This is a genomic window from Microterricola pindariensis (assembly GCF_002936985.1).
Classification (GTDB): domain Bacteria; phylum Actinomycetota; class Actinomycetes; order Actinomycetales; family Microbacteriaceae; genus Microterricola; species Microterricola pindariensis.
Genome location: NZ_MPZN01000031.1, coordinates 1 through 26,170, shown reverse-complemented (window position 1 = coordinate 26,170; position 26,170 = coordinate 1). Strand labels below are relative to the sequence as shown.

The window sequence follows — 26,170 nt, the reverse complement described above, 5'->3', positions numbered from 1 at the left end:
AGGTGTCAGGAACTAGAACAGTCCCGGAATCACCTCCTCTTCTGTGTTCGCGAATGCGGCTTCTTGTTCGTTCAGGTAGTTGTCCCAGGTGGCGCTGTTCCAGATCTCGAGTCGGCTGCCGACTCCGATCACGGTGAGGTCGCGCTCCAGCGAGGCGTAGTTGCGGAGAGTGGCGGGGATCGTCACGCGGTGCTGCTTGTCCGGCGTCTCGGCGCTCGCCCCGGAGAGGAACACGCGCTGGTAGTCGCGGGCCTGCTTGCTCGAGACAGGGGCCTGGCGGATCTTCTCGTGCAGGTTCTCGAACTCGCGTGCGCTGAACACGTAGAGGCAGTGTTCCTGCCCACGGGTCACGACGACGCCGCTGGCGAGTTCCTCGCGGAACTTCGCGGGCAAGATCAGGCGCCCCTTGTCGTCGAGCTTGGGCTCGTAGCTTCCAAGGAACATGCCATCACCCCCCGCAATTCAGGCCAAGGTCCGAGTTCACTCCACTTTACTCCACTTACCACCCCAAAACAACGATATCGGCAAGAATCGTGCGGAAGGCGCGGCAAGCATCCGCAGAATCCTGCGGATGTTGAACGTGGAGTGAAATGGAGGGATTTTGACACGTGCGGCTCCCACAGGAGCTCGGGGGTACAAAAAAGGGGCCGATCCGTGTGGATCGGCCCCGAATTCGAAGCGGTGGTGCAGCGCGGGTGGAGGGCTACTCCTGCCCGTCCTGGCGACGGTCCCAGCGGTTGTTCATCTTGTCCATGAAGCCGGTGTCCGCGCGGGACGGGTGGGCCTTGCCCCTGGCGCTGGCCGGGGGCTCGACAGGGATCGACCTCGAGGGCTTGATCGCCAGCAGCACGCCGCCGAACATGACCACGAAACCGATGATTCCGATCACGAGCTGGTGCAGCATGACGCCGGCGAGAAGCCCGCCGATGCCGGCAACGGTGATCAGCACGCCGAGTGCGATGGAACGGTAGCTGGGGCGCCCCCTGGGCGCTCCGACGGTCGCGACGAAATCGGCGTCATTGCGATAGAGGCTTCGCTCCATCTCCTCCAGGAGCCTTTGCTCCTGCTCAGAAAGTGGCATCTCATTCCCTTCAGTCTCGGGATCGTGTCGAGATATCAACATCATTCTATCGCCGCTTCGATGGCTAGGCTAGGCGCGTGGCAGAAAGCACCCGACTGGTCGACCTTGTCGATTCACGCATCTCAGAATTCCTCGCGGACCGTGCTCCCATTGTGCGCGCGATCAGCCCCGAGCTGAACCCATTCGTGGAGTTCTCTCGGCAGTTTCTCAGCGGTGGTAAGCGCTTTCGTGCGCTCTTCTGCTACTGGGGTTTCGAGTCGGTCACCGGCTCGGATTCCGGCTTCGACCCCTTCGCCGATGACGAGGAGCCGGCACGCGACCTGCGGGCGATCGTTTCCGTCGCGGCCGCGCTGGAGATCTTCCACGCCGCAGCCCTCGTGCACGATGACATCATCGACAACTCCGACACCCGGCGCGGCTCGGCATCCGCCCACCGACTCTTCGAGGCGCTGCACGCCGACTCCGAGTGGGCGGGCAATCCCGCCGCCTTCGGTCGCGCCGCCGCGATCCTGCTCGGAGACCTGCTGCTCGGCTGGAGCGATGAGCTGCTCGACGAGGGCCTGGAGCTGCTCGAGGACAGGGCTGCCGCCCGCGCCACCCGCGCGGCCTTCAACCACATGCGCACCGAGGTGACAGCGGGGCAGTACCTCGACGTGCTCGAGGAGAGTGCGTGGCTACGGCGCCCGGACGACGAGCTGCGCGAGCGTGCGGAGCGCGTGATCGTCTACAAGTCGGCGAAGTACAGCGTGCAGGCACCCCTGCTGATCGGCGCGACCCTCGCCGGCGGCACGCCGGCGCAGCTGGCAGCGCTGCGCGACTTCGGCCTGCCGCTCGGCGTGGCCTACCAGCTGCGCGACGACCTGCTCGGGGTGTTCGGCGATGCCGCCGTCACGGGCAAGCCGAGCGGCGACGACCTGCGCGAGGGCAAGCGCACCGTGTTGGTGGCCATCGCCAGGGGCCTCATGCCGCAGGGCGCAAGGCGCGCCATCGACGAGCTGCTCGGTGACGCCGAGCTCGACGAGACGCAGGTGCGGATGCTGCAGAACACGATCATCGACTGCGGCGCCGTCGACGAGGTGGAGGCGCTGATCTCGCGCAACGTGCGCACCGCGATCGCCGCGATCGGCCCGTCCCCACTCAGCCGGCGCGCGATCGCGCAGCTCAGCGAGCTGGCCGAGACCGTCACCAAGCGCTCGGCATAGCAGCCGGCGTTGGATGAGCCTGTCGAAACCGCGGTGACGACAGGCTCACCCAGCGGGAGAGCCTAGGAGAGCGCTTGCGCCACGCGGCGCACCTCGGCCTTGCGGCCGGCGCGCAGCGCGTCGATCGGGGCGGCCTGCAGGCTCTCCTCGACGCTGAGCAGCCACTCCATGGCCTCATCGTCGCTGAAGCCGTCGTCGGCGAGCACGAACAGCGTGCCGCGCAGCGCGGTCAGGGGCTCGGACTCGTCCAGGAAGTCGGCGGGCACCTTGAGCACGCCGTCGAGGCGCACTGCGAGCAGGTGCTTGTCCTCAATGAGTCGGCGCACACGGCTCTGGCCAACGCCGAGAAGGTCAACAAGGTCGGGGATAGTTAGCCACTGTCGGCCTGAGAACACATCGGTCACGTTCTAAGAGTGCCACGTCGACGCTCCGCTGCAAACCAGCGCGCCGCAGCCGGATTGTGCGAACAGTCGAATCTTGGTCACTTTTACCGCATCAAGCACTTTTGTCACTTACGTCACACCAGTCACACGAAAGCACTTCCGACACTCTGGCCACAGTGATTGACTCTCGATCACTTCTCTGCCACGGTGAAGGGGTCAAGTGGACGGGGACCAGGGCATGAGACTGATCGGGCGATGAACGAAATCGAAGGCACGACCACACGCCGCGCGGCGCTCCGCGCATCCGCCAAACGGCGGTCCTCCTTCGTCACCATCCCGCTCGCCGTCGCCAGTGCGATCGCGGTGTCGTTGAACTTCGCGCAACCGGCAGAGGCCGCGACGACGCCCAAGCCGACGCTCAAGCCGCGCGCCGCCATTCCGACGCCCAAGCTCACAGCAGCCCCGGCAGCCGTCACCGCTGCCCCCGCGCCCTCCAGCTACACCGTCGTCGAGGGCGACACCGTCAGCGGCATCGCCGCGCGCTTCGGCCTCTCCACGGCCGCCGTGCTGGCGCAGAACGGCCTCGGCTGGTCCGCGGTCATCTTCCCCGGCCAGCAGCTCAGCCTCGGCGGCAGCCCGATCGCGGTCGCCGCGGCGCCGGCCACCCCGTCCTCCGAGATCTCCCGGTACACCGTCGCCAGCGGCGACACCATCAGCGGCATCGCCGCCGCCCACGGCATCAGCAGCCAGGTGCTGCTCAGCGCCAACGGCCTGCACGCGCAGAGCCTCATCTTCCCCGGCCAGACCATCGTGCTGCCGGATGCCGGCGAGGCGCCAGCGCCCGCCGCCTCCACCGCATCCGCATCGGCGGGCTCCGGCGGCACCCACACCGTGGGCTCTGGCGACACGATCAGCGGCATCGCCGGCGCAGCGGGCGTCTCGGTGCAGGCCCTGCTCGACGCCAACGGGCTCGGCTGGTCGAGCATCATCTACCCGGGGCAAACGCTTGCCCTGCCGGGCGCCGCGCTCGCCCCGGCCGTGCTCGTGCGTGAGGTCGTCCCCGAGGCGGCCGCCGGTCACGCCGCCGGCGCCGACACGGTTCCGCTCAGCGGTGAGATGCGCGAGAACGCGCGCATCATCGTCGACGTGGCCCGCTCCATCGGCGCCAGCGACGAGGCCATCGTCATCGCCCTGGCCACCGCCGCACAGGAATCCACGCTGCGGAACATCCACTACGGCGACCGCGACTCGCTCGGGCTCTTCCAGCAGCGGCCGAGCTCCGGCTGGGGCACGCCCGCCCAGTTGACGGACCCGGTGTACGCCACCCTCGCCTTCTTCGGCCAGGCGCCCAACGACAACGACATCGTTCCGCGCGGGCTCTTCGACATCCACGGCTGGCAGTCGATGAGCGTCACGGAGGCGGCGCAGGCCGTGCAGATCTCGGCACACCCGGAGCTCTACGCGAACTGGGAGCACTCGGCGCGCAGCTGGCTCGCCCAGCTCGGCTAGGGCGACACGCCCGGGGCGACGCGTCTCCGGCACGAGATCTGATAACAACCCCGTGTCAATGCGCCGCTTCGCGGTGTTTTGCCGGGGTTTACCAGCCAGGACTTCCTAGACTTCAACGGTGAGCTCCACACCGAATGACCCGATGATCGGCCGTCTGATTGACGGCCGTTATCAGGTGCGCTCCCGCATCGCCCGCGGCGGCATGGCGACCGTCTACCTCGCCACCGATCTGCGCCTCGAGCGCCGCGTCGCGATCAAGATCATGCACGGCCACCTGGCCGACGACGACACCTTCAAGACCCGCTTCGTGCAGGAGGCCCGCTCCGCCGCGCGGCTGGCCCACCCCAACGTCGTCAACGTCTTCGACCAGGGCCAGGACTCCGACATGGCCTACATGGTGATGGAGTACCTGCCGGGCATCACCCTGCGCGACCTGCTGAAGGATTACGGCAAGCTCACCCCGGAACAGACCGTCGACATCGTCACCGCCGTGCTGGGCGGGCTCGCCGCCGCGCACAAGGCGGGCATCGTGCACCGCGACCTGAAGCCGGAGAACGTGCTGCTGGCCGACGACGGCCGCATCAAGCTCGGCGACTTCGGCCTGGCCCGCGCGGCCAGCGCGAACACCGCGACCGGCCAGGCCCTGCTCGGCACGATTGCCTACCTCTCCCCCGAGCTCGTCACCCGCGGCGTCGCCGACGCCCGCAGCGACATCTACGCCCTCGGCATCATGATGTACGAGATGCTCACCGGCGAGCAGCCCTTCGTCGGCGAGGCGCCGATGCAGATCGCCTACCAGCACGCCAACGACTCCGTTCCCGCCCCCAGCCTCAAGGTGGCCGGGCTCCCCCACGAGCTCGACGAGCTCGTGCTCTGGGCGTCCGCCCGCGACCCGGAGGACCGGCCGCGGGATGCCGGCGCCATGCTCGAGCAGCTGCTCGCGGTGACCGCGGGCATGCCGGGCGCCGTCGACCCGAACGCCACCGCGGCCACCACGGTGCTGCCGGGCCCCCTCGCCCAGACCATGGTGCTCGGCGGCGGCGCGCTGGCGGGCGGCGTCGACGACTTCGCCGGCTCCGACGCCGAGACCCAGATCCTGGGTGCCCGCCACCGCACGGGCCCCGTCGAGGCGGCGGAGGCCGACAGCGCCGTGCTGCTGCGCGGCAAGGCCGGCGCGCGCAAGCGCCGCGGCTACTGGCTGTTCGCGGCCATCGTGCTCCTCGCCGGCCTCGCCGCCGGCACTGGCTGGTACTTCGGCTCCGGCCCCGGCTCCCGCGCCAGCGTTCCCGATGTCTCCGGGCAGAGCGTCGACGTCGCCACGGCGGCGATCGCCGAGGCCGGCCTGCAGCCGGCCGACGCGACCGCGAGTTGCACCCACCCGAGCATCAAGCCGGATCTCGTCGCCAGCACCGATCCGGCCATCGGAACCGCGCTGCCCCGCGGCAGCACCGTGACCCTCTGCGTCTCCACCGGCCCGGCCATCGTCGCCGTGCCCGCCGTGGTCGGCCTGCCGGAGGCGGACGCCCGCGCCCAGCTCTCGCCGCTGTTCACGCTCGCGGAGGCGAGCGACGTGCGCTTCACCGACGAGCAGCCGGCCGGGTCCGTCATCGCCGTGCTCGACGCCGACGGCAACCCCGTCGCCGAGACCGCCTATGAGCGGTCGACGATGAGCCTCGTCGTCTCGGCCGGCCCGGTCCCCAACGTCGCGGGCATGGGCGTCGACGAGGCAACGGAGACACTGACGCAGGCGGGCCTGGAGGTCGAGACCACCGACCCCGTCTTCGACTCGAACGTGCCGGACGGCGCCGTGATCTCCGCCTCGCCGCAGGGCGACGGGCCCGTTCGGCCCGGGTCCACCATCGTGCTGACCGTGTCGAAGGGCCCCGACCTGATCGCGATTCCCGATGTTGTCGGCATGAGCCTGCAGGATGCGATCCAGACGCTGAAGGACGCCGGTTTCGAGGTCAGCCACAACTTCCCGGAGGCGCTCATCGTCCTGGCGAAGGCGGTTTCAACCGATCCCCCGGCCGGCGAGCTCCTCGAGCGAGGCTCCTCCGTCTTCGTCAAGGCCCAGGTCACGTTCTAACGACCGGCCCCGCTTGGCCCTGCCGGTGCGGGAGCGCCGGCGCGCCCATGCGCCCGGCGCGCCCATGCGCCCCGCGAGCCCCTGCGCCCCGCGAGCCCCTGCGCGGGCGGGCCGCTCAAACGACGGATGCCGCGCCCCACAGTGTGGGGCGCGGCATCCGTCGTCTCGGCTCGAAGCGGCTAGCGCTGCTTGTCTGCCGCCAGCTCCTCGGCGACCAGGAAGGCCAGCTCCAGCGACTGCATGTGGTTCAGGCGCGGGTCGCAGAGCGACTCGTAGCGCGTGGCCAGCGTGGCCTCGTCGATGTGCTCGCTGCCGCCGAGGCACTCGGTGACGTCGTCACCGGTGAGCTCGACGTGGATGCCGCCCGGGTTCGTGCCGACCGCGCGGTGCGCCTCGAAGAAGCCCTTGACCTCGTCGACGACGTCGTCGAAACGACGCGTCTTGTAGCCGTTCGGCGTGGTGATGCCGTTGCCGTGCATGGGGTCGGTGACCCAGAGCGGCAGGGCGTCGCTGGCCTTGATGGCCTCCAGCAGCGGGGGAAGCGCGTCGCGGATCTTGCCGGCGCCCATCCGGGTGATGAAGGTCAGGCGGCCGGGCTCGCGGTTCGGGTCGAGCTTGTCGACCAGGCGCATCATGTCGTCGGTCGTCGTGGTCGGGCCGAGCTTGACGCCGATCGGGTTGCGCACGCGGCTGAGGAAGTCGACGTGTGCGCCGTCCAGCTCGCGGGTGCGCTCACCGATCCAGATGAAGTGCGATGAGGTGTTGTACGGGGTTCCCGTGCGCGAGTCGATGCGCGTCAGGGGGCGCTCGTAGTCCATCAGCAGGCCCTCGTGGCCGGTGTAGAACTCGGTGCGCTTCAGCTCGTCGAAGTCGGCCCCGCAGGCGGCCATGAAGCCGATGGCGCGGTCGATCTCGCGGGCCAGCTTCTCGTAGCGCTGGTTGGCCGGGTTGGCGGCGAAGCCCTGGTTCCAGCTGTGCACCTGGCGGAGGTCGGCGAAGCCGCCCTGCGTGAAGGCACGGATCAGGTTCAGCGTCGAGGCGGCCGTGTGGTAGCCCTTGATCAGTCGCTGCGGGTCTGCCTGGCGCGACTCGGGGGTGAAGTCGTAGCCGTTGACGATGTCGCCGCGGTAGGCGGGCAGGGTCACGTCGCCGCGCGTCTCGTTGTCGCTGGAGCGGGGCTTGGCGAACTGTCCGGCCATGCGGCCCATCTTGACGACGGGCATCGACGCGCCGTAGGTGAGCACGACGGCCATCTGCAGCACCGTCTTGACCCGGTCGCGGATCTGGTCGGCCGTCGCTCCCGCGAAGGTCTCGGCGCAGTCGCCGCCCTGCAGCAGGAACGCCTGGCCCTGGGCCGCGGCGGCCAGACGGGTGCGCAGCTGGTCGACCTCGCCGGCGAACACCAGCGGCGGCAGCGTGGCGAGCTCGGCGGATGCCGCTGCGGTCGCCTCGGGGTCCTGCCAGTCAGGCTGCTGCTTGATCGGGAGCGTGCGCCAATAGTCCAGACCGGCAATCACAGAGGGATCTGCCAAAACAACCGGTTCGGTGGGGTGTACCACGGGACTATTCCTGTTTTCTCGAGGCGACATCAGAGGGATGTCGGAATGAACGGCGGCCGGAAGCGGCCGCCGATATGCTCACGAGCCTAGCGCGAAAGCGCGGCCCTCTGCTCCTTCACGGAGCTGGCGTAGACGTCGACATACTCCTGCCCGCTCAGCGCGCGCAGTTCGTACATCAGCTCGTCCGTCACAGAGCGCAACACGAACCGGTCGCCCTCCATTCCCTCGAAGCGGCTGAAGTCCAGCGGCTCGCCGATGACGATCCCGATGCGCCGGATCTTGGGCAGGCGCTTGCCGATCGGCATCACCTTCTCGGTGTCGATCATCGCGACGGGGATGATCGGGACGCCGGCCTCCAGCACCATCCGGGCGACGCCGGTGCGGCCGCGGTACATCTTGCCGTCGGGGCTGCGGGTGCCCTCCGGGTAGATGCCGAGCACCTCGCCGCGGCCCAGAACCGCCAGGCCGGTGTTCAGGGAGGCCTCGGAGGCCTTGCCGCCGGAGCGGTCGATCGGCAGCTGGCCGGACGCGGTGAAGAAGAACCGCGTCAGCGCGCCCTTCAGGCCCTTGCCGGTGAAGTACTCGCTCTTGGCCAAGAACGCCATGCGCCGCTCGACGACGAGCGGCAGGAAAATGGAGTCGATGAACGAGAGGTGGTTGGAGGCGAGGATCACTCCCCCGGACTTCGGCACCTTCTCCAACCCGGTCACCCAGGGACGGAACAGCGCCAGCAGGATCGGCCCGATGACGATGTTCTTCATGATCCAGTAGAACATGGCGTCACCTCCCTACTTCTGGCTCGTGCTCAGCCTAGCGAGGTCGGCTGCGCCCACGACGCCGGCGTCGTTGACGAGTTCGGCGACGAGGAACGTCGGCTCCGGGTGATAGCCGCGCGCCGGGAGGTGCTCCAGGTAGGCCGTGCGGATGGGGTCGAGCAGCAGCTCGCCGGCCGAGGCCACACCGCCGCCGAAGACGAAGACCTGCGGGTCGAGCACGGCCGAGAGGCTGGCGGCTGTCTGGCCGAGCCAGTGGCCGAGCTGGCGGAGGGCGGCCAGCGCCCCGCTGTCGCCGGCGGTGATCAGCTGGGCGACGTCCTCTCCACGGAGTTCGCCGCGCTCGGAGCGCAGCTCGGCCAGGCCCTGGCCGATGCCGCCGGCATCCGCGTACTCATTGGCCATGCGCAGCAGCGCCCGGCCAGAGCCGTACTGCTCGATGCAGCCGCGGGCGCCGCAGCCACAGGGCAGGCCGTCCGGAACGACGCGCAGGTGGCCGAGCTCGGCGCCGACGCCGAAGCCGCCGCGGAACAGGCGGTCGCCGCTGACGATGGCCCCGCCGACCCCGGTGCCGATGGTGAGGGTGACCATGTCGCTGTACAGGCGGCCGGCGCCGTAGCGGAACTCGGCCCAGCCGGCGGCGTTGGCATCGTTCTCGATGATGACGGGGAGGTCGAGGCGTTCCTCGAGCACAGCCCGGAACGGCTCGTTGCGCCAGTTGATGTTCGGTGCGTAGTAGACGGTGGACTGGGCGGCGTCGATGAACCCGGCGGCGGCGACGCCGGCGGCGGCGACCTGCTCGCCGACGGAGAGGGACTGCACCATCGCGATGACGGCGTCCTCGATCTGCCGCGGGTCGCCGGCGGGCGTCGGCACGCGCTCGCTCTTCACGATCGAACCGAACTCGTCGACGAGCGCCCCGGCGATCTTCGTGCCGCCAATGTCGATTCCGATCGCGTGCACGCGCCACAGCCTTTCAATGGGTTTCCAGAGGGAGGCGCCGTCGGGCCCGGCGAAGGGCAGCGGCGCGCACCACATTAGAGTGTAATCCCATCCGTTTTCCGGGACGGCCCTGCCCGGCACGTTGCGCGCCCGTGCGCACGTGCGCCGATAAGGTGGGAGTATCACATTTCCGGTACCAAAGGAGTTGCCGTGCAAGAATTCTCAACGCCCGCCCTCGTGGCGGCCGATCCCCAGGCCAATGTCACTGACCTGCTGATCCAGCGGGTTGCGGCGACACCCGATCTGGTGCTGTTCTCCCTGCCGAACGGCGACGGCTGGACCCCGGTCACCGCCGCGGAGTTCCACCGCCAGGTCGTCGCCCTGGCCAAGGGCCTCGTCGCCTCCGGCATCCAGCCCGGCGACAAGATCGGCCTGATGAGCAAGACCCGCTACGAGTGGACACTCATCGACTTCGCCGCCTGGTTCGCCGGTGCGATCCTGGTGCCGATCTACGAGACCAGTGCCCCCAGCCAGGTGCAGTGGAACCTGACCGACTCCGGCGCCACCTCGGTGATCCTGGAGACGCCGGACCACTTCGCCCGCTTCGACGAGGTGCGCGCAGACGTGCCCGCCGTCGCGAACGTCTGGCAGATCGACCTCGGCGACCTCGACAAGCTGGCCGCCGCCGGCACCGAGATCCCGGATGCCGAGATCGAGCGCCGCCGCAACCTCGCCAACGGCGCCGACATGGCCACCCTGATCTACACCTCCGGGTCGACCGGCAAGCCGCGCGGCTGCGTGCTCACCCACTCCAACTTCGTCGAGCTCTCCCGCAACGCGGAGGTCGCGCTCAAGGAGGTGCTGGAGGCCCCGGGTGGCGCCTCGACGCTGCTGTTCATCACGACCGCGCACGTGTTCGCCCGCTTCATCACCGTGCTCTGCGTGCAGGCCGGCGTGCGCGTCGGCCACCAGCCGGACACGCGCTTCCTGCTGCCCTCCATGGCCAGCTTCCAGCCCACCTTCCTGCTCGCGGTCCCCCGCGTGTTCGAGAAGGTCTACAACAGCTCGGAGCAGAAGGCGGAGGGCGGCGGCAAGGGCGCCATCTTCCGCAAGGCAGCGGATGTCGCCATCGCCCACTCGAAGGCCGCAGAGGCCGGCCGGGTCGGCCTCGGCCTCGAGCTCAAGTACCGCCTGTTCGACGCGCTCGTGCTGAAGAAGATCCGTGCGGCGCTCGGCGGCAAGGTCAAGTACGCCGTCTCCGGCTCCGCGCCGCTCGGCCAGCGCCTCGGACACTTCTACCACTCGCTGGGCATCGTCATCCTCGAGGGCTACGGCCTCACCGAGACCACCGCCCCGGCGACCGTGAACCTCGCGAACAAGTCCAAGATCGGCACCGTCGGCCCGCCCCTCCCCGGCAATGCCGTGCGCATCGCCGAGGACGGCGAGGTCCTGGTCACGGGCATCTGCGTGTTCCAGGAGTACTGGAACAACCCGGAGGCCACCGCCGACGCGTTCGAGGACGGCTGGCTGAAGACGGGCGACATCGGCTCCTTCGACTCCGACGGCTTCCTCACCATCACCGGGCGCAAGAAGGAGATCATCGTGACCGCCGGCGGCAAGAACGTCGCCCCGGCCGGCCTCGAAGACCCCATCCGCTCGAACCCGCTGGTCGGCCAGGTCGTCGTCGTCGGCGACCAGAAGCCGTTCATCTCCGCGCTGATCACGCTCGACCCGGAGATGCTCCCGGTCTGGCTGAACAACAACGGCGAGGATGCCGCGATGACACTCGACGAGGCGTGCGCCAACCCGGCCGTGCTGGCCGAGCTGCAGCGCGCCGTCGACGCCGCCAACGAGACGGTGTCGCGGGCCGAGTCGATCCGCAAGTTCCGGGTGCTGCCGCTGGAGCTGACGGAGGCCAGCGGCCACCTCACGCCGAAGCTCAGCATCAAGCGCAACATCATCCTCGCGGACTTCGCGGGCGAGATCGACAGCATGTACGCCGGCGCCCCCGCCACGGAGGGCATCAGCGTCCAGCAGTAGCGCGTGGGCGCAGTCGCGCGTGCGCTCGGAGCGGGTCGGTCACCTCGGTGGCCGGCCCGCTTCGTCGTTCGAGCGTGCACGGGGCAACTCGGGGGTTTCGACAGGCTCAGCCTGTGAGAACTCCCCGTTGGCTCGAGGGAGCGCCAGCGACCGAAGCCAACACCGTGCAGAAACCGGATGCTTGGGCGACCGTGTCGGGTTGGCTCCCAGGCTTCGGCGGCTGCGCTGCTCGTTCCTCGCGGCGCGGCCACCTCGAGCCGACGTGCGGAGAGGCGCCCGCGGCGCGGCCGGCGGCTCAAGCCAACGTGCGGGGAGGCGTCCGCGGCGGCAGGCGGCTCAAGCCGACGCGCGGAGAGACGCCCGCGGCGACGGGCGCCGCGGCATCCGCGCTAGAACCAGCTGGACTCGCGGACCTGCTTCATCGCCAGGCGGCGGGCGTCGCCCGTCAGCCGGTCGAGGTAGAGCTTGCCGTCCAGGTGGTCGGTCTCGTGCTGCAGCGCCTGCGCCATGAGGCCGGTGCCGGAGAGCTCGACGGGCTTGCCGTCGAGGTCGACGCCGCTCACCCGGGCGAAGGGGTAGCGCACGGTGTCGTGCCAGAGCTCGGGCACCGAGAGGCAGCCCTCGCCGACGGCCTCCGGCTCGCCGGAGAGCTCCTCGATGACGGGGTTCAGGATGTACCCGACCTCGCCGTCGACGTTGTAGCTGAACGCGCGCAGGTTGACGCCGATCTGCGGGGCGGCGACGCCGGCCCGGCCGGGCAGCTTGACGCTGTCGATCAGGTCCTGCACGAGCGAGCGCACGCGCGCGTCGATCACGGTGATCGGCTCGGAAACGGTCTTCAAGACGGGGTCGCCGAAGAGGCGGATCTCACGGACGGTCATGCGCGCTTACATGCCCCGGTCGGCGGGCAGGCCCTCGACCACGAGCGCGGCGAGGGTGCGGGCGGAGTGGCGGGTGAGCGGCTTGAGGTCCTCGTAGTTGACGACGGAGCCGGCAGCCAGCTGCGGGTCGTACGGGATGCGCACGATCTCGCGCACACGCGACTGGAAGTGCGACTCGATCTCCTCGAGCTTGACCAGGTTGGTGCCCTGGGTGGCCGTGTTGATCGCGACGACCGCATTGCGCACGAGGTCGCCGTAGCCGTTCGCCTCGAGCCAGGTGAGGGTCTCGGATGCCAGGCGCGCCTCGTCCACGCTGCCGCCGGAGACGATCACGATCGAATCGGCGCGCTGCAGGGTGGCCCGCATCACGGAGTGCACGATGCCGGTGCCGCAGTCGGTCAGCACGATCGAGTAGAACCGGGCGGCCAGGTCGGCCACGACGTTGTAGTCGTTCTCGTCGAAGGCCTCGGAGAGCATCGGGTCGGTGTCGGAGGCGAGGATGTCCAGGCGCGTCTCGTCGCGGGAGACCAGCGAGGAGAAGTCGGTGAAGCCGGTGATGGTGTGCGCCTTGGTGACGACGTCGCGCACGGTGGCGCGGGTCTGCTTGGTGACGCGCTCCGAGAGGGTGCCGCGGTCCGGGTTGGCGTCCACGGCGATGATGCGGTCCTCGCGGGCATCGGCCAGGGCCATGCCGAGCAGCGTGGTGACGGTGGTCTTGCCGACGCCGCCCTTGCGGGTGAGGATCGGCACGAAGCGGGTGCCGCCGGTGAACTGCTTGGCGATGCGGTCGGTCATGGCCTGCTCGGCGCGCACCTTGGCGGAGTCGCCGAGGTTCACGCCGTGGAAGGTCGCGTTGTAGACGAACCGGTTCCAGCCGCCCTTGGGGGCCGGGCGGGTGCGCCGGTTGACCTCGAGCAGGCGGTCGGCGGTGAGCATGCCGGCGTCTTCCGGGCCGTCGCCGCGGCTGTGCTCGACGGGCGCCTCGTAGCCGCCAGCCATGTCGACGTGCTCCGAGCGCACCCGGTCGCGCCGGGAGTGCTGGGCGGCTGCTGCCGCGGCATCCGTCGCCAGCAGGGCCTCGTACGGCGAGGCGGCCGGGGCCGCGGCGGCCGAGGCCACCGCCGCATAGCTGGAGCGGCGCAGCGGCGGCGTGACGACCTCGATCGAGGTCGTCGACGGCGCGGACGACTCGACGTAGCCCGGGTTGACGGCGACCTCGTCGATCGCCACGGCGACCTCGTCGGCCGGCATCACTCTGGCCGGTGCGGCCGGGAGATCGACCTGAATGCTCAGGCTCTCGGGCAACGACGACGCGAGGCTGTCCACCGTCTCCGGTGGCAGCTCGCTGTGGAACTCGTCGTCGCTCGTCTTCGTGTTGGGCACGGTGTCTTTCCCCTTATTTCGCGCAGATGTAGCGGTTCAACCTTAGCGCGGACGCACAACCACAAGAAGATCGCCGGCATCCACCTGCTGCGTCTTGGGGATCGCGAGGCGCTCGATCACTCCCGCGACGGGCGAGGTGATGGCCGCTTCCATCTTCATGGCCTCGATCGAGGCGACGGTCTGCCCGGCCTCGACCGCGGCCCCCACCTCGAGCTGCAGAGTGACGACGCCGGAGAACGGCGCGGCGATCTGGCCGGGCTGGGAGGTGTCGGCCTTCTCGGCCGACTTGGCCTCGACGGTGATGCTGCGGTCGCGCACGAAGACGGGGCGCAGCTGGCCGTTGAGGATGGTCATGACGGTGCGCATGCCCTTGTCGTCGGCCTCGCCGATGGCCTCGAGGCCGGCGTAGAGACGCACGCCCTTCGAGATCTCGACGACGTGCTCGCCGCCGGCGCGCAGGCCGTACAGGTAGTCCAGCGTGTCGACGCTGGAGAGGTCGCCGAACAGCTCGCGGATCTGCTCGAACTGGCGCGTCGGCGCCGGGAAGAGCAGGCGGTTCAGGGTCGAGCGGCGGGTGTCGCTGTCGCCGGCGAGGCCGTCACGGTCCTCCTGGCTGATCTCGGTGACGCCGATGCGGACGTTGCGCCCGGCCAGCACCTTGCTGCGGAAGGGCTCCGGCCAGCCGCCGGGCAGCTCGCCCAGCTCGCCGGCCATGAAGCCGATGACCGAGTCCGGCACGTCGTACTTCTCCGGGTTCGCGGCGAAGTCGGCCGGGTCGGCGCGCACCGCGGCCAGGGCCAGGGCCAGGTCGCCGACGACCTTCGACGACGGGGTGACCTTGGGCACGCGGCCGAGGATCGAGTTGGCGGCGGCGTACATGTCCTCGATGAGCTCGAAGTCGTCGGCCAGGCCGAGTGCGATCGCCTGCTGGCGCAGGTTGGAGAGCTGGCCGCCGGGGATCTCGTGCTTGTAGACGCGGCCGGTCGGGCCGGCCAGGCCGGACTCGAACGGGCGGTAGACCTGGCGCACGGCCTCCCAGTACGGCTCGAGGCTCGACACGGCGTCCAGCGAGATGTTCGTGTCGCGCTCGGTGTGTGCGAGGGCGGCCACGAGCGAGGAGGCGGAGGGCTGGCTGGTGGTGCCGGCCATCGGGGCGGATGCCACGTCGACGGCGTCCGCGCCGGCGCGGGCCGCGGCGAGCAGCGTCGCAAGCTGGCCGCCCGGGGTGTCGTGGGTGTGCACGTGCACGGGCAGGTCGAAGCGCTCGCGCAGGGCGCCGACGAGCTTCTCGGCGGCGCTCGGGCGCAGCAGGCCGGCCATGTCCTTGATGGCGAGGATGTGCGCGCCGGAGTCGACGATCTGCTCGGCCAGGCGCAGGTAGTAGTCCAGCGTGTACAGCTCTTCGGCCGGGTCGAGCAGGTCGCCGGTGTAGCAGAGGGCGACCTCGGCGACGGTGCTGCCGGTGGCCAGGACCGAGTCGATGGCCGGGCGCATCTGCGAGACGTCGTTCAGGGCGTCGAAGATGCGGAAGATGTCGACGCCGGTCGCGGCGGCCTCACGCACGAAGGCGTCGGTCACCTCGGTCGGGTACGGCGTGTAGCCGACCGTGTTGCGGCCGCGCAGCAGCATCTGGATGTTGATGTTCGGCAGGGCCTCGCGGAGGGCGGCCAGGCGCTCCCAGGGGTCCTCGCCGAGGAAGCGCAGCGCGACGTCGTAGGTGGCGCCGCCCCAGGCCTCGACCGAGAGCAGCTCGGGGGTCAGGTGCGAGACGTAGGGTGCGACGGCCACGAGGTCGCGGGTGCGCACGCGGGTCGCCAGCAGCGACTGGTGGGCGTCGCGGAAGGTGGTGTCGGTGACGGCGAGGGCCGTCTGCGCGCGCAGGGCCGCGGCGAAGCCGACCGGGCCGAGCTCCAGCAGACGCTGCCGGGATCCGGCCGGCGCCGGGGCGCTGAGGTCGATCTTCGGCAGTTTGTCCGTCGGGTGCACGAGGGAGACCGGCTTGCCGTTGGGCTGGTTGACGGTGACATCCGCCAGCCAGTTGAGGATCTTGGTTCCGCGGTCCTTGGAGACGCGGCCGCGCACCAGCTGCGGGCGCTCGTCGATGAAGGAGGTGCTCAGATCGCCGGCGGCGAAGGACGGGTCCTCGAGCACGGCCTGCAGGAAGGAGATGTTGGTGGAGACGCCGCGGATGCGGAACTCGGCCAGCGCGCGCTTGGAGCGGGCGACAGCGGCCTCGAAGTCCCGGCCACGGCAGGTGAGCTTGGCCAGCATCGAGTCGAAGTGGGGGCTGATCTGGGCGCCCGGGTTGATGGTTCCGCCGTCGAGGCGGATGCCGGCACCGCCCGGCGAGCGGTAGGTGGTGATCTTGCCGGTGTCCGGGCGGAAGCCGGCCGTCGGGTCCTCGGTGGTGATGCGGCACTGCAGTGCGGCGCCGCGGAGCTTGATGTCCTTCTGCTCCAGGCCCAGCTGGGCCAGGGTCTCCCCCGCCGCGATGCGGATCTGCGCCTGCACGAGGTCGACGTCCGTCACCTCTTCTGTGACGGTGTGCTCGACCTGGATGCGCGGGTTCATCTCGATGAAGACGTGCTGGCCGGCGCGCTCGCCCGCGGTGTCGAGCAGGAACTCGACCGTGCCGGCGTTGACGTAGTTGATCGACTTGGCGAAGGCGATGGCGTCGGCGTAGAGCTCGGCGCGCTTCTCGTCACTGAGGTTCGGCGCCGGGGCGATCTCGACGACCTTCTGGTGGCGGCGCTGCACGGAGCAGTCGCGCTCGAACAGGTGGACGGTGCCGCCCTGGCTGTCGGCGAGGATCTGCACCTCGATATGGCGGGGCCGCAGCACGGCCTGCTCGAGGAACATCGTGGCGTCGCCGAAGGCGCTGTCCGCCTCGCGCATGGCCTCTTCGAGGGCGCCGCGCAGCTCGTCCTTGGTGTTGACGCGGCGCATGCCGCGCCCGCCGCCGCCGGCGACGGCCTTGGCGAAGATGGGGAAGCCGATCTCGTCCGACTGGGAGATGAGCAGCTCGACGTCGCGCGAGGGCGGCGTGGACTTCAGCACGGGCACGCCGGCGGCGATGGCGTGCTCCTTGGCGGTGACCTTGTTGCCGGCCATCTCCAGCACTTCCTTGTGCGGGCCGATGAAGGTGATGCCGTTGGCGTGGGCGGCCTCGGCCAGCTCCGGGTTCTCGGAGAGGAAGCCGTAGCCGGGGTAGATGGCGTCGGCGCCGCTGTCGAGAGCGACCCGGATGATCTCGTTGACATCGAGGTAGGCGCGCACCGGGTGACCCGGCTCACCGATCTGGTAGGCCTCGTCGGCCTTCAGGCGGTGCAGGGAGTTGCGGTCCTCATAGGGGAACACCGCGACGGTCTTCGCCCCGAGCTCGACTGCAGCACGAAATGCGCGAATGGCGATCTCGCCTCGATTGGCAACAAGGATCTTCTGGAACATGCAAGCCTTTCAAACGCCCCGGGCATTCAGCCGACGGTTAGGTTCTCTAAGACTAGTGAAGGTAACGTGTCTTCTTGTGCACGTTCTCTCCGTCAGCTCCCTCAAGGGAGGCGTCGGCAAGACCACAGTGACTCTGGGTCTTGCATCGGCGGCCTTCGCGCGCGGCATCCGAACCCTCGTGGTGGATTTGGACCCACAATCCGACGTGTCGACAGGCATGGACATCCAGCTCGCGGGCCACCTCAATGTCGCCGATGTGCTCGCCGCGCCCAAAGAGAAGGTCGTGCGTTCGGCCATCGCGCCCTCCGGCTGGACCAAGGGGCGCGCCGGCAGCGTGATCGACGTGATGATCGGCAGCCCGTCCGCCATCAACTTCGACGGCCCGCACCCGAGCATCCGCGACATCTGGAAGCTCGAAGAGGCCCTGGCGAATGTTGAGAAAGATTACGAACTCGTCCTCATCGACTGCGCGCCGTCGCTGAACGCGCTCACCCGCACCGCCTGGGCGGCCAGCGACCGCGTCGCCGTCGTCACCGAGCCCGGCCTGTTCTCGGTCGCCGCCGCCGACCGCGCGCTGCGCGCGATCGAGGAGATCCGCCGCGGCCTGTCGCCGCGCCTGCAGCCGCTCGGCATCATCGTGAACCGCGCCCGCACCGCCTCGCTGGAGCACCAGTTCCGCATCAAGGAGCTGCGCGACATGTTCGGCCCGCTGGTGCTCAGCCCCCAGCTGCCCGAGCGCACCTCGCTGCAGCAGGCGCAGGGCGCGGCCCAGCCGCTGCACATCTGGCCGGGCGACAGCGCCCAGGAGATGGCGCGCTACTTCGACCAGCTGCTGGACCGGGTGCTGCGCACCGCGAAGATCGAGAAGTACGCGGAGACGCCCACCGCCTAGTCCCGGTTGGCTCGCGCCGTCAGCCGTTCAGCGGATGCGACAGCCGACGCGCCGTGGAAACGTGCCGAAACACGCCCTTTCGCGGCCCGCATCCGCTGACCGGCAGACGGTGCCCGGTGTCGACAGGCCCACCCAGCGGATGCAGGATCAACAACCGGATGCAGGCCCACCCAGCGGCGGCGCCCAGCGTGAGACTTCCGCTGATCGAGTAGGCCGTCTGCGGCCGTATCGAGATCCGCTTAGGAGATCTTCTTGCGGGTGGCGCGGCGGGCGGCGAGCTCGTCGCCGGCATCCGTCTGCACGTTGAGCTCGACCAGGCTGGTCTCCACCTCGCGCAGCACCTTGCCGACGGCGATGCCGAAGACGCCCTGCCCGCGGCTGACCAGGTCGATGACCTCGTCGTCGGAGGTGCAGAGGTAAACGCTGGCGCCGTCGCTCATCAGGGTGGTCTGGGCGAGGTCGCTGACCCCGCTCTCGCGCAGCTGGTTGACGGCCGTGCGGATCTGCTGGAGCGAGATGCCGGTGTCCAGCAGGCGCTTGACGAGCTTGAGGACGAGGATGTCGCGGAAGCCGTAGAGCCGCTGCGAACCGGAGCCGGCGGCCCCGCGCACGGTGGGCTCGACGAGCTCGGTGCGAGCCCAGTAGTCCAGCTGGCGGTAGGTGATGCCGGCCGCACGGGCCGCGACCGCGCCGCGGTAACCGGCGGAGTCGTCGAGTTCGGGCAGGCCGTCGGTGAAGAGCAGACCGAGGTCGTAGCGGTCGTGCTCGCTTCGACTGAGTTCACTCATGCGATTGCCTCTCAAACGGTGCGGGGCGTCGTTCGCCCCACACGTGCAACGCTATCGACAGCGAGGCCGCCCGGCAACGACATCCGCGCAATGGATTCGGCGTGTCGCCGGGTCATGATGTCAGGCGGCCGAGCGCGGAGCGGATCAGGCTGCTGCGCACCACCGCGAGCTGCCCGGCGATGTCATGCGCGCGCTCCGCGGCCTGTGCCCTGCTGGAGGAGTCCCGGCGCCTCGCGAGCGGTGCGAGGGCCGATTCGATGAGGCCGAGCTCGCGCTCCGCCGCCCCGCGGAAGCCGCGGAGGTGGCGCGGCTCGATGCCGGATCGCTGCAGCTCGACGAGGGCGCACACCACGTTGAGGGTGTCGTCGGTGTAGACCTCGGAGGGCGAGACGAGCGAGGCGGAGATGGCGTCGTCGAGCAGCGCGGCGGAGGCGCCGGACTCGCGCAGCAGCTCGTCGCGGCTGTAGCGGCGCACGGCGGAGAGCATGGACGGACCGGAGACGACCCCCGGCAGGGCGGGCTCGCGCCCGGCGTCCAGCTCGTCGAGGTAGGTGCGGATCACTTTGAGCGGCAGGTACTGGTCACGCTGCATCGACAGAATCAGCCGCAGCCGATCCACGTCGGCGGCGCAGAACTTGCGGTAGCCGGACTCGGTGCGCGCCGGCGTGACCAGCCCCTGCTCCTCCAGGAAACGAAGCTTGGAGGGGGTGAGGTCGGGAAACTCCGGGTTCAGCCTGGCCAGCACCTGCCCGATGCTCAGCATCGGGGCCGGCCCGGCGCTGCGAGCCCTGGCCGTGGAGGCGGGCACTACTCGCTCGCCGTTTGTGCCAGGTCGCGCCGCGAGGCGTAGAAGGTGAGGCGGAACTTGCCCACCTGGACTTCTGCTCCATCGCTGAGGAGTGCGGTTTCGATGCGCACGCCGTCGAAGTAGGTGCCGTTCAGCGAGCCCAGGTCCTTGACCTCGAACGCGGTGCCGTGGCGCAGGAACTCGGCGTGGCGGCGCGAGACGGTCACGTCGTCGAGGAAGATGTCGGCATCCGGGTGGCGGCCGGCGCTCGTGACGTCGCCGTCCAGGAGGAATCTGGCCCCTGTATTGGGGCCACGGCGAACGATCAGAATCGCAGATCCGGAGGGCAACGCAGAGATCGCATCCGCCTCTTCCTCGCTGATATCGCCGTCGATCGACACAAGCTGCGCGGCCAGTTCGCGGCTGAAAGCCAGCGTCGTGTCCACCAGTTTCGGGTGCGCTTGTGTGTGGTTCAACGGCGCAGCACCCTCGTTGTTCGAGTTCTTCTGCTCGGAATCGCCCACGGTAACCTCCCCTAGGGTTCCAGCGTATCGGATTGGCGGGGCAGGGATGCGCGGGGAAGGCGAATCGCGCGCACAGTTTCGATCAGGTAGATGGCGCCGGCCCACCAATACAGGAACGCCCCCCAGAGCGTGACCGCCCAGGCGATGGGCTGGCTGAACACGGCGATCGCCGGCAGGGCCAGCCCCAGCATGATCAGCGGCAGCCCGAGGAAGAGGGCGAAGGTGGCCACCTTGCCGAGCTGGTGCACCGGGAGCGGGCCGTAGCCGTAGTTGGCCAGGATCACGCCGAGCACGAGCAGGAAGACGTCCCGGCCGACGATGAGCCCGACGATCCACCACGGCACGAGGTCGCGCCAGGCCAGCCCAATGATCGCGGCGAAGATGTAGAGCCGGTCGGCGGCCGGGTCGAGCAGCTGGCCGAGCCTGCTCATCTGGTTGAACCGACGGGCGATGTAGCCGTCGAGGAAGTCGCTGACGCTGGAGATGACGAGCACGATGAGGGCCGCGGCATCCTGCCCCTGCACCAGGAAGGCGAGGAAGACGGGCACCAGCAGGAGCCGGGAGAAGCTGAGCAGATTGGGCACCGTGAGCACCCGGTCGCTCACCTGCGCCTGCCCGGTCTCGTTCCCGCTCACGGTGTCGAGTCTAGCCAGCGGCCGTGCCGGGGAGGCGGAGGCGCAGGCTCGGCCAGCTCGCGGCGAAGCCCGGGTGCAGGGCGCGCTCCGCGACCAGCTCCGGCCGCACCCATTCCAGCGCGATGCTCTCCGGGTCGCTGATGACCGCCTCGAACGGCGTCACCACCTCGGCGATCACGGTGGTGTAGCTCCACACGCCGCGGTCCAGCACGGAGGTCCCGAGCACCCGCACGGCGGCGGCCGGAACGCCGGCCTCCTCGTTGGCCTCGCGCAGGGCGGCATCCGCCGCGCTCTCACCCGCGTGCCTGGCACCGCCCGGCAGCCCCCAGGTGCCGCCGTGGTGGCTCCACTCTGCGCGGTGCTGCAACAGCACGCCCCGGCTCCGGTCGGCGACCAGCAGGCCGGCCGCCCCATAGCGGCCCCAGAACTTGCTGCCGTCCGGGCCGAACACCCAGGCGTCGCCGCTGTCGCGCGGTGCGGATGCCGGCGGGAAAGGGTTCAGGGTCATGGTGCCTCCGTTGCAAGGCTACGCTCCCCCGACCCCGAGGCCGGGCACCGGGACTCCCCTAGTCTTGAGGGATGGCACAGGAAGGCACGGCACGCGTCGACAGTTGGCTCTGGGCCGTTCGGCTGTTCAAGACGCGCTCCGCGGCAACGGCGGCCTCCCGGGCCGGCCATGTGCGCATCAACGGCGAGCGGGTCAAGGCGGCGCAGGGCGTGCGGATCGGCGACGAGGTGCGCATCCGGATCTCCGGCTTCGACCGGATCGTCGAGGTGCGCCGCCTGGTGGTCAAGCGCGTCGGGGCGGACATCGCCGCCGAGTGCCTCATTGACAAGACGCCTCCCCCGCCGCCGAAGTCGGAGCTGGCCCTGCTTCCGGTGCGCGACAGGGGCGCCGGGCGACCGACGAAGCGCGACCGCCGCGAGATCGAGAAACTGCGCGGGAACCGCGATCCGGATGAGGAAAGAGAATAGTCCTCATCACATGTCGATATCGGCATGCATGCGGACGTAAAGTTCAGCTATGGCTACCCACGGCAGCGAACCTATCTATTCCAGCGCGGTCGCGGTGGGGCGCTCGATCTTCGGCCTCCTGCGCCTCCAGCGCAAGGTCACCGGCATCGAGCACGTGCCGAACGAGGGGGGCGCGATCCTGGCGATCACGCACTTCGGCTACCTGGACTTCGCACTGACCGAGTGGGTCATCTGGTGCCACAATCGGCGCAAGGTGCGCTTCATGGCGAAGGAGAGCGTCTTCGCCAAGCCCGTGCTGGGCTTCCTGCTGCGCGGGATGCGCCACATCCCGGTGAACATGAAGGCCGGCGCGGCCGCCTTCGACTCGGCCGTCACCGCGCTGAAGGCCGGCGAGCTCCTCGGCGTCTTTCCCGAGGCCGGCGTGAACGCGTCGTTCACGGTGCGCGATCTGAAGACCGGCGCCGTGCGGCTCGCGGCCCAGGCCGGGGCGCCGATCATCCCCGTCGCCGTGTGGGGCGGGCACCGCGTGCTGACCAAGAACCACAAGCCGACGCTGCGGGACGCCTACAAGACGCTCGTCAGCGTGACGTTCGGCCCGCCCATCACGATCAGCCCCACCGCCGACCCCGTCGAGCTCACCCACGCCCTGCACGCGGAGCTGCAGGCGATGGTGGACACGCTGCAGAGCGAGTACCCGGTGGACGGCACCGGCGCGTGGTGGCAGCCCCGCCACCTGGGTGGCACCGCGCCGACCCCGGAGGAGGCCGCGGCGGCGGATGCGGAGCGGAAGCTCCGGCGCGAGGCGGAGGCCGCCGAGCGGGCGCGCAAGACCCCGTAACCCGCCCGGCGGGCACGGGGCCCTGCCCCGCGGGTCAGACGGCTGCGCGTGCCGGCAACACCCGCGGGTGGCTCTCGGCCATGACCTCGAGCACCCTGACCACCTGGCAGCTGTAGCCGAACTCGTTGTCGTACCAGACGTAGAGGATCAGGTTGTTGTCGGTGGCGATGGTGGCCAGGCCGTCGACGATGCCGGCGCGGTGCGAGCCGACGAAGTCACTCGAGACGATGTCCGGCGAGTCGACGAAGTCGATCTGCTGGCGAAGCGTCGAGCCGAGCGAGAGCTCGCGCAGGTAGGCGTTGACCTCCTCGCGGTTCGGCGTCTTCTCCAGCCGCAGGTTGAGGATCGCGAGCGACACGTTCGGGGTGGGCACCCGGATGGCGCTGCCGGTGAGCTTGCCGGCGAGCTCGGGCAGCGCCTTGGCGACGGCCTTGGCCGCACCGGTCTCGGTGATCACCATGTTCAGCGCCGCCGAGCGCCCGCGGCGGTCGCCCGAGTGGAAGTTGTCGATCAAGTTCTGGTCGTTGGTGAAGGAGTGCACCGTCTCGACGTGGCCGTGCACGACGCCGTAGCGCTCGTTGATGGCCTTCAGAACGGGCGTGATGGCGTTGGTGGTGCAGGACGCCGCGGAGAGGATCGTGTCCGACGCCTCGATCGCGTCGTGGTTGATGCCGTGCACGATGTTCTTCAACGCGCCCTTGCCGGGTGCGGTGAGCAGCACGCGGGCGACGCCGGGGCAGGCGAGGTGCTGGCCGAGGCCCTCCGCGTCGCGCCAGCGGCCCGTGTTGTCGACGACGATGGCGTCGTGGATGCCGTACGCGGTGTAGTCGATGGAGGCGGGGTCGTTCGAGTAGATCACCTGGATGAGGGTGCCGTTGGCGAGGATCGTGTTGTTCTCCTCGTCGACGCTGATGGTGCCGTCGAACGCGCCGTGCACCGAGTCGCGGCGCAGCAGGCTGGCCCGCTTGATCAGGTCGTTGGCCGAGCCCTTGCGCACGACGATGGCGCGCAGCTGCAGGCCGTCGCCATGGCCGCCGTGGGCGATCAGGATGCGGGCCAGCAGGCGCCCGATGCGGCCGAAGCCGTAGAGCACGACGTCGGTGCCGCCGGTCGGGGCGGCCCCCTCGGCCGGGAGCACCGAGCTGATCTCATCGCGGACGAAGTCGGCGAGCTCCTGCCCGGCGCCGCGCTGGGCGTAGCCGGAGACGAGGCGGGCGATGTCGACAGAGGCCGGGCCGGGGCGGAGTGCCCGCAGCGCCTCCAGCACGCGCAGCGTGTCGTCGAGGTCCAGCTCGGTGTCGTCGACCTGCTTGGCGAATTTGTGGGCCTTGAGGATGCCGATGGCGGAGCGGTTGAGCAGTCGACGTCCGTGAACGGAGGTCACCACCCCGTGGTCGCGGTAGAGCGAGCCGATGATCGGGATCATGGATTCAGCACGCTCCTCGCGACTGATCCAGAGTGTGCGGTGGTCGGTGAAGTGCTGAGTCACGAAATTCCTTTGCGCGGCCAGCGCTGGTGGGTACACCGTGCGGGCCTCTTTGCCTGATGGGACATCGATAACTCTACGCAGCGGACATGCCCTGCCCACCCGTTAACGTGCTCGGAACGGCGTTAAGAACGGCCTATTTTGACGTTTCGAGCAACTCTCGCACCCGGGGCGCCACGGCGGTGCCGTAAAGTTCGATGCTGCTCATCAGCGCCGCGTGCGGCAGGGTGCCGTTGCTGTACTTGAGGTCGAAGCGGGAGGCCTGCAGGGCGCGCACGGCTGCGGCGATCTTCTGGGCGACGGTCTCGGGCGATCCGACGTAGAGCGCGCCGTCCGGGCCGGCGGACTCCTCGAACTGCTCGCGGGTCATCGGCGGCCAGCCTCGCTCCCGGCCGATGCGCTGCTGCATCACCGCGTAGTGCGGCCAGAGCTCGTCCTTGGCCTGCTCGTCGGTCTCGGCGATGTGGCCGGGCGAGTGGATGCCGACGGGCTGCAGCGGCTGGCCGTACTGGGCGAGCGCGCGGTGGTAGAGGTCGACGTAGGGGGCGAAGCGCACGGGGCTGCCGCCGATGATGGCGAGCATCAGGGGCAGGCCGTGGCGCGCGGTGCGCACGACAGACTCCGGGCTGCCGCCGACGCCGACCCAGGTGCGCAGCGTGCCGGACTCGGTGTGCGGGTACACGTGCTGCTCGTTGAGGCCGGAGCGCACGGTGCCGTTCCAGCTGACCGGGCCCTGCTTGATCAGTTCGACGAAGAGTTCGAGCTTCTCCTCGAACAGCTCCTCGTAGCGGTCCAGTGGCAGTCCGAACAACGGGAATGACTCGGTGAAGGAGCCACGGCCGAGGATGACCTCCGCGCGACCGCCGGAGATGCCGTCGAGCGTCGCGAAGCGCTGGTAGACCCGGACGGGGTCGTCGCTGCTCAGCACGGTGACGGCGGAGCCCAGATGGATCCGCTCGGTCTGGCCGGCGATGGCCGCCAGCACGACCTCGGGCGCCGAGACGGCGAAGTCGGCGCGGTGGTGCTCGCCGACGCCGATGAAGTCGAGGCCGACCTTGTCGGCCAGCACGCCCTGCTGCACGAGGTTGCGCAGCACCTCTCCCTGGGAGAGCGGGTGGCCGTCCTGGTCGAAGGTGACGTCGCCGAAGGTGTCGACGCCGAGTTCCACTGATCGCGCCATGGCGCTCTCCTTACCTACTCTGTTGCGGCGGCCGGGCCCGGGACGGGCGGGGCGGTCGGCACGGGCGGGGCCAGCTTGCCGAGGCTCAGCACCAGGCGCTGCTCTTCGGCGCTCCCGGCGGCGCCGGTGGCCTCCGCGTTGGCCTCCGCGACGGCCTGGACGACCTCGGAGCGTTGGATCTTGATGCCGCGCGGGGCGTCGACCCCGATGCGGATGCTGTCGCCGCGAGCGTCGAGCACGGTGATGACGATGTCGTCACCGATGAGGATCTTCTCCCCTGGTTTACGCGTCAGAACTAGCACTTCCCCAGCCTATCCTTTCGTGTGCCAGAGCACGGGGAGGCGGAGGGCGGCGACGGAGCCCGGCGTCGCCGTCTCTCCCCCGCCGATCGCCACGATTCCGTGCACATCGACGATCTCGCGGCAGGCCGCGACCCACGCCGCCGTGTCCTCGTCCTTGCGGCTGACATCCACGACGAGCCAGAGCTGGTCGGCGAGCAGCCCGGCCGCCGTGCCGAGCTGCCGCTCGCGCAGCAGTCGGGAGTCGACGTCCGCGTCGGCGCGGGCCCCGCCGAGCTCGAGGACGGCGATGCACGCGGCGCCCCGCTGGACCCCCGCGGGCTTCCGGCCTCGATCGCGCTCTGCCTGGCCGGGTTCTGGCCGACGCCGGCCTGCAGCACCTGGCCCATGATCACGGCCTGCACCTGGTCGGCGTCCACCCCGCTGCGGACGAGCGCACCGGCGATGGCCGTCGCGCCGAGCTGCACGGGCGGTCCGGCT

24 protein-coding genes and 1 pseudogene are annotated in these 26,170 nt (G+C 69.8%); 7 read left to right on the top strand and 18 right to left on the bottom strand.

The annotated features are described in order from the left end of the window. Window positions 1-12: 12 nt before the first annotated feature. Both mraZ and GY24_RS10370 read right to left on the bottom strand, forming a co-directional pair. Complete coding sequence (gene mraZ, locus GY24_RS10375) at window positions 13-444, bottom strand: division/cell wall cluster transcriptional repressor MraZ (RefSeq protein ID WP_083364240.1); 432 nt, start codon at window positions 442-444, stop codon at window positions 13-15. A gap of 259 nt (window positions 445-703) precedes the next feature. Then, on the bottom strand, window positions 704-1,081 hold the full coding sequence (locus tag GY24_RS10370) for a DUF3040 domain-containing protein (protein ID WP_104475560.1): 378 nt from the start codon (window positions 1,079-1,081) through the stop codon (window positions 704-706). Window positions 1,082-1,158: 77 nt separating this feature from the next. Between GY24_RS10370 and GY24_RS10365 the strand changes: the two genes are divergently transcribed. After that, window positions 1,159-2,283 (top strand): polyprenyl synthetase family protein, encoded by a 1,125-nt coding sequence (locus GY24_RS10365; protein WP_104475559.1) that lies wholly within the window; start codon window positions 1,159-1,161, stop codon window positions 2,281-2,283. A gap of 62 nt (window positions 2,284-2,345) precedes the next feature. Here GY24_RS10365 and GY24_RS10360 read toward each other — a convergent pair whose 3' ends face one another. After that, complete coding sequence (locus GY24_RS10360) at window positions 2,346-2,687, bottom strand: Rv2175c family DNA-binding protein (protein ID WP_083364243.1); 342 nt, start codon at window positions 2,685-2,687, stop codon at window positions 2,346-2,348. A gap of 234 nt (window positions 2,688-2,921) precedes the next feature. On the opposite strand from GY24_RS10360, the gene GY24_RS10355 reads away from it, so the two are divergent. Both GY24_RS10355 and pknB read left to right on the top strand, forming a co-directional pair. Next, window positions 2,922-4,175, top strand: coding sequence for a LysM peptidoglycan-binding domain-containing protein (locus GY24_RS10355; RefSeq protein ID WP_170067289.1), 1,254 nt, complete (start codon window positions 2,922-2,924; stop codon window positions 4,173-4,175). Window positions 4,176-4,293: 118 nt separating this feature from the next. Then, a complete protein-coding gene (gene pknB, locus GY24_RS10350; protein ID WP_104475558.1) occupies window positions 4,294-6,261 on the top strand; it encodes a Stk1 family PASTA domain-containing Ser/Thr kinase in 1,968 nt (655 codons plus the stop codon). Window positions 6,262-6,440: 179 nt separating this feature from the next. Here pknB and GY24_RS10345 read toward each other — a convergent pair whose 3' ends face one another. The 3 genes from GY24_RS10345 to GY24_RS10335 form a co-directional block, all read right to left on the bottom strand. Then, a complete protein-coding gene (locus GY24_RS10345; RefSeq protein ID WP_233279308.1) occupies window positions 6,441-7,778 on the bottom strand; it encodes a class II 3-deoxy-7-phosphoheptulonate synthase in 1,338 nt (445 codons plus the stop codon). 128 nt (window positions 7,779-7,906) lie between these two features. Then, window positions 7,907-8,596, bottom strand: a complete 690-nt coding sequence (locus tag GY24_RS10340) for a lysophospholipid acyltransferase family protein (protein WP_104475556.1) — start codon at window positions 8,594-8,596, stop codon at window positions 7,907-7,909. A 12-nt stretch (window positions 8,597-8,608) separates the two neighbouring features. Further along, window positions 8,609-9,556, bottom strand: a complete 948-nt coding sequence (locus GY24_RS10335; RefSeq protein ID WP_104475555.1) for an ROK family glucokinase — start codon at window positions 9,554-9,556, stop codon at window positions 8,609-8,611. 189 nt (window positions 9,557-9,745) lie between these two features. Between GY24_RS10335 and GY24_RS10330 the strand changes: the two genes are divergently transcribed. Further along, entirely contained in the window at window positions 9,746-11,575 is a 1,830-nt protein-coding gene (locus GY24_RS10330) for an AMP-dependent synthetase/ligase (protein ID WP_104475554.1), read from the top strand. Window positions 11,576-11,964: 389 nt separating this feature from the next. On the opposite strand, the gene def is transcribed toward GY24_RS10330, so the two are convergent. Genes def through GY24_RS10315 form a run of 3 tightly spaced genes read right to left on the bottom strand, consistent with a single transcriptional unit; the run spans window position 11,965 to window position 17,286 of the window. Then, the gene (gene def, locus GY24_RS10325) at window positions 11,965-12,456 is read right to left on the bottom strand and encodes a peptide deformylase (protein WP_104475553.1); all 492 of its coding nucleotides are present in this window, start codon (window positions 12,454-12,456) and stop codon (window positions 11,965-11,967) included. 6 nt (window positions 12,457-12,462) lie between these two features. Then, the gene (locus tag GY24_RS10320; RefSeq protein ID WP_233279307.1) at window positions 12,463-13,839 is read right to left on the bottom strand and encodes a MinD/ParA family ATP-binding protein; all 1,377 of its coding nucleotides are present in this window, start codon (window positions 13,837-13,839) and stop codon (window positions 12,463-12,465) included. A 42-nt stretch (window positions 13,840-13,881) separates the two neighbouring features. Next, the gene (locus GY24_RS10315; protein ID WP_104475552.1) at window positions 13,882-17,286 is read right to left on the bottom strand and encodes a pyruvate carboxylase; all 3,405 of its coding nucleotides are present in this window, start codon (window positions 17,284-17,286) and stop codon (window positions 13,882-13,884) included. Between the two features lie 76 nt (window positions 17,287-17,362). On the opposite strand from GY24_RS10315, the gene GY24_RS10310 reads away from it, so the two are divergent. Continuing rightward, window positions 17,363-18,178 carry a ParA family protein gene (locus GY24_RS10310; RefSeq protein WP_104475551.1) on the top strand — a complete coding sequence of 272 codons (816 nt, stop codon included), beginning with the start codon at window positions 17,363-17,365 and terminating at the stop codon, window positions 18,176-18,178. Window positions 18,179-18,417: 239 nt separating this feature from the next. Here GY24_RS10310 and GY24_RS10305 read toward each other — a convergent pair whose 3' ends face one another. The 5 genes from GY24_RS10305 to GY24_RS10285 form a co-directional block, all read right to left on the bottom strand. Then, the gene (locus tag GY24_RS10305) at window positions 18,418-18,966 is read right to left on the bottom strand and encodes a MerR family transcriptional regulator (RefSeq protein WP_083364252.1); all 549 of its coding nucleotides are present in this window, start codon (window positions 18,964-18,966) and stop codon (window positions 18,418-18,420) included. Between the two features lie 112 nt (window positions 18,967-19,078). Then, window positions 19,079-19,774: a transcriptional regulator FtsR gene (gene ftsR / locus GY24_RS10300; protein ID WP_104475550.1), complete on the bottom strand. Its 696-nt coding sequence runs from the start codon at window positions 19,772-19,774 to the stop codon at window positions 19,079-19,081. Then, entirely contained in the window at window positions 19,774-20,229 is a 456-nt protein-coding gene (locus GY24_RS10295; RefSeq protein WP_104475571.1) for an FHA domain-containing protein, read from the bottom strand. The genes ftsR and GY24_RS10295 overlap by 1 nt, the downstream gene beginning before the upstream one ends. 59 nt (window positions 20,230-20,288) lie before the next feature. Continuing rightward, a complete protein-coding gene (locus GY24_RS10290; RefSeq protein WP_233279306.1) occupies window positions 20,289-20,912 on the bottom strand; it encodes a CDP-alcohol phosphatidyltransferase family protein in 624 nt (207 codons plus the stop codon). A 10-nt stretch (window positions 20,913-20,922) separates the two neighbouring features. Continuing rightward, a complete protein-coding gene (locus tag GY24_RS10285; RefSeq protein ID WP_104475549.1) occupies window positions 20,923-21,420 on the bottom strand; it encodes an NUDIX hydrolase in 498 nt (165 codons plus the stop codon). Between the two features lie 71 nt (window positions 21,421-21,491). On the opposite strand from GY24_RS10285, the gene GY24_RS10280 reads away from it, so the two are divergent. Then, window positions 21,492-21,887 (top strand): RNA-binding S4 domain-containing protein, encoded by a 396-nt coding sequence (locus tag GY24_RS10280; protein WP_104475548.1) that lies wholly within the window; start codon window positions 21,492-21,494, stop codon window positions 21,885-21,887. Between the two features lie 49 nt (window positions 21,888-21,936). Further along, window positions 21,937-22,725: a lysophospholipid acyltransferase family protein gene (locus GY24_RS10275; RefSeq protein ID WP_104475547.1), complete on the top strand. Its 789-nt coding sequence runs from the start codon at window positions 21,937-21,939 to the stop codon at window positions 22,723-22,725. Window positions 22,726-22,759: 34 nt separating this feature from the next. Here GY24_RS10275 and GY24_RS10270 read toward each other — a convergent pair whose 3' ends face one another. The 4 genes and pseudogenes from GY24_RS10270 to GY24_RS18085 form a co-directional block, all read right to left on the bottom strand. Continuing rightward, on the bottom strand, window positions 22,760-24,214 hold the full coding sequence (locus tag GY24_RS10270) for a glyceraldehyde-3-phosphate dehydrogenase (RefSeq protein WP_104475546.1): 1,455 nt from the start codon (window positions 24,212-24,214) through the stop codon (window positions 22,760-22,762). Window positions 24,215-24,347: 133 nt separating this feature from the next. Next, window positions 24,348-25,391: an LLM class flavin-dependent oxidoreductase gene (locus tag GY24_RS10265; RefSeq protein WP_104475545.1), complete on the bottom strand. Its 1,044-nt coding sequence runs from the start codon at window positions 25,389-25,391 to the stop codon at window positions 24,348-24,350. 14 nt (window positions 25,392-25,405) lie between these two features. After that, window positions 25,406-25,693: a carbon storage regulator CsrA gene (gene csrA, locus GY24_RS10260; protein WP_104475544.1), complete on the bottom strand. Its 288-nt coding sequence runs from the start codon at window positions 25,691-25,693 to the stop codon at window positions 25,406-25,408. Between the two features lie 320 nt (window positions 25,694-26,013). Beyond that, window positions 26,014-26,170 (bottom strand): annotated as a pseudogene (locus tag GY24_RS18085) (thiolase family protein); the annotation flags it as partial.